This is a genomic window from Pseudomonadota bacterium (assembly GCA_018823135.1).
Lineage (GTDB): Bacteria > Desulfobacterota > Desulfobulbia > Desulfobulbales > CALZHT01 > JAHJJF01.
The window spans coordinates 1-3,335 of record JAHJJF010000075.1 but is presented as its reverse complement, the minus strand read 5'-3'; the positions used below and the strand labels follow the sequence as shown (position 1 = coordinate 3,335).

Annotated in this window: 4 protein-coding genes; all 4 read right to left on the bottom strand. The window is 47.6% G+C overall.

The genetic code is table 11. From position 1 onward, the window contains the following. Positions 1–443 (bottom strand): WbuC family cupin fold metalloprotein (locus KKE17_08025; protein ID MBU1709934.1); only part of this gene is annotated, 443 nt, incomplete at its 3' end. Between the two features lie 63 nt (positions 444–506). Then, a complete protein-coding gene (locus KKE17_08020; GenBank protein ID MBU1709933.1) occupies positions 507–893 on the bottom strand; it encodes a hypothetical protein in 387 nt (128 codons plus the stop codon). Between the two features lie 264 nt (positions 894–1,157). Then, entirely contained in the window at positions 1,158–2,858 is a 1,701-nt protein-coding gene (locus KKE17_08015; GenBank protein MBU1709932.1) for a M4 family metallopeptidase, read from the bottom strand. 284 nt (positions 2,859–3,142) lie between these two features. Then, a partial coding sequence (locus KKE17_08010; GenBank protein MBU1709931.1) for a PhzF family phenazine biosynthesis protein occupies positions 3,143–3,335 on the bottom strand: 193 nt, incomplete at its 5' end.

Here is a 3,335-nt window from a genome sequence, read left to right as displayed (position 1 = left end):
GCTTCAATTTTTTGCGCTTCGGCAGTGCCTTCCTCCGGCGCCCAGGTGGCAAATTCATCTGGAGAAGGAGGCGCGTAAGGCCCTGGTTTTATCTCAAATAAAACAGTCCCGGATTCAAGGGCCGTCAGGGTGTGCCAGGCGTTTTCAGGGATTTCAGCGGCATGAGCCGGTCCGGTTCCGGAGATTATCTGGCGATTGATCACCTTGCCAGAACTGTCAAAAATGAGGATTAATGCAGAGCCTTTCAAGGCGAAGAAGAGTTCCCACTTTGCAGGATTTGAATGACGGTGCGGCCGGATATAGCTTCCCGGCTCGATAACCACGCATAACCTCTGAGTGCTGTCTTCAAGCGAAGGGTGAAAATTATAGTGGGTTCTTTTTCGGGAAGAGGTTTTTGCCTGTTCAGCGAGTTTGATAAGCAGGATTTCGTCGAGGATCTTCATTAGTATTGTTACATTCTCAATAAGTCCCGAAGAGGTCAACGGGGCCTGATAAAATAAACCGTTTTATTTGCACAAAATTATTCGGTCCGGGTTTGTGCAGTTGTACTGGTCTGTGGGATTGAAATCCTCTGCGCCTGCACCGCAAAAATCAGTTCCTTCATCCCAGGCGGTTACTGTATGGTTTTTATCAAAAAAAACAATAACCGGACCGCAGCCGGGATTGTTCCAATAAAGCGCCAATGCCGCACCTTTTTTACCAATGGAGAATCTGCCGCTATCGTCCGAGGTAACCGCCCAGGTGGGTTCGCCAAGCAGTGCAACCGCTTGCTGTATGGAAAATCCTTGATCAAGATAATTGGTTTTTGACGAAAGCTCGGAAAAGCTGTCTGCAAAAGCAGTAACAGGAAAGAAACAGCAGAGGATAAGCAATACATTCAATAAATTTTTCATTTTTCACCTTGATGAAGAAGAAAAGTATTCGGTTTGTAGCGGAACCGGAACATACCTTTGAGGGGCCCCTTACAGCGGCAGGAAGACAACCTCATATCAGTAATCATATCGGAACACACCGACTATTTCAATATGCAAACAAAATGCTCTTCCAGCAAGCATTCGAGCCGAGCCTGTGAAAACAAGAGAGGGACGAGACAGTACTTCAGGACGGCCGGAAGCGGCACAGCGCAGTTGCCAGAGTCTCGGTTTGAATGCGGGAAATTAATAAATTCCCACGCTATTAAAAGCCGCTTGGATTGAAAGAATTTCAGGACCGTTTCCGTAGAGATCGAAGGCTGCCTGTTCAAGGGCGTCCCGGGCGTCAACAAATTGTGCGTATTTTCCCATGTAGAACATTGCCAGATAGTAAATCTGCTGGGCTTTTTCGCGGCCGATGTCAGTGGTAATGAGGTAAGCGGCCTTATTGGGTATTCCGGAATTGATGTGAACCCCGCCGTTATCGGTCCAGGGCCAGCAGCCGGCCCTGTACATTTCATCGGTATGCTCCGGTTGCCCCCAGCTGTTAAGGGGGCTGGAGGAGTCCCAGTCATTTTCCGGATAATTGTCTGACCGGAAGGCAGGATCATCCATACGTCTTAATGCATAATAAGCTTCATAACCGGCAGTTTCATCAATTTTCATGATTTCCTCACCGATCCGGAAAGGAAATTCCACTTCATTGTCCATGGCAATGAACATGGCGAAAACATCGGACCAGGATTCATTGAGGGCGCCCGGCTGTCTGCAATAGTTAAGATCGTTGATTGCCTCGGTGACCCCATGGATAATCTCATGGGCAACCACATCAATGGAACCGGAAAGAGGATGGAATGTAGTATCGCCGTCCCCATAAACCATCTGTTTGCCGTTCCAGAAGGCGTTCTCATAGCCAGTGCCGTAATGCACCGTGGAATAAAGGCCGCCGATCTTATTGAATCCACTTTGCCCGTACCAGGAAACATCAGAGAAGGTGTCAGCGAGAAAATGGGTGACAATATTTCCAAAATAATGGGCATCAACCGCGGCCGGGTCTTCCCAGTAATTATCGAGATCCGTATCCTGCACCACCGCTCCGGGCAATGATTTCAGGTTGTTTGCCGTGTGGGTAATGATGTATGCCTCGAGACCGTGGAATGGGATATTTCCGAGATAGAGCACGTCGTCGATTTCATAGGTGTCGAAACTCTTGATTGAACCGTCAATGCCCGGGCCGCTTCCGGTAGTGGGGCCGGTGTGCATCACCCTGTTTTCCAGGGCGAGGATTTCGCCGCTAAGAGCATCGACATAGACTCGGTAGCGTGAAGGTTGGGGCTCGGAGATGAATGGGAAGCTCACGACATGTACGAGAAAAAAATGTTCGTCCATGGGCAGTATTTTCAGGGCGATATCGACAGTGGTCGTATCAAGTCCTGTTTTGTTGCCGGCAAGTGCAAGGGCTTGATCCGCATGGATTGTCGGAGTGGTTGCGACGGCAATCTCAGGCTCATAATGATTTGCAATGGTCGAGACAACGCCATTTTGTATCCGGACCTTTATCTGGCCGCCGATGACTTCAATCCCATTCTTTTGTTGTGAGAATGTCAGCATTTTGCCGCTTGAAGTGGTCAGGGCGCCGGAATATTTCAGATCCGTCAGGTCGGCTATTCCAAACAATTCCTTGTGGGAAGAAAGAAATTGTTTGGAAAGTTTTGAGGGAGGGAGGCCCTTTTTCGTGTATAGATTTCCGGACAGATATTTTACAAATTGTTTCTCCTCATCCCAGGAAACTTTAAAATGCCCGATCGACATGGAACGCAGGATTTCAATGGCGTGCTTCTGGGCGGCTGTGCCGTCGAAAGTTTGAGCGACACTTCCCGCCGGTTGGCAGAGGAGTGCTAAACCGATTAACCCAGCAATGTAAACAGTGAGAATCTTGGTTTTCATTGGTGTTACTCCTTAACAGGCTTATCGTACGGATAAAATTATTTGTATAATAAACCAGGGAACGGGCATGGCATAAAATCCTACGATAAAACTCCGAAAGAATTTCTTTTTTTGATAGCATTTTTGCAGGAAAGATAAAAGAAATTTTTAACAAAATATAGGCGTAGCGGTTGATTTTTTCCGGTTTTATGGACCAAACGAGAAGTGAAGAGATTTTATTTTTTATATTCCGAAGAGTTACAGGAAAATAGAAGGTGTGATTGACGTTTGGATTTTGATAAAAATCATATAAAGATGCTTCCTTTGAGGTAGCAGACAGCCTTTCCCGCGATGAACACCCGCTTGCGGGCATCTTCGCAGAAAAGTTCGCCGCCCCTCCCCGAAACCTGCCTGGCGCGGAAGGTTGTTTTATGCAGTTTTGATTTCCAGAAGGGAATGAGCGCGCAATGTGCTGAACCGGTGACCGGATCTTCATTG

What these genes read in the sequence shown, in the direction of transcription:
- KKE17_08020 (MBU1709933.1), bottom strand. Translation starts at nt 893, where the DNA reads ATGAAAAATTTATTGAATGTATTGCTTATCCTCTGCTGTTTCTTTCCT.
- KKE17_08015 (MBU1709932.1), bottom strand. Translation starts at nt 2,858, where the DNA reads ATGAAAACCAAGATTCTCACTGTTTACATTGCTGGGTTAATCGGTTTA.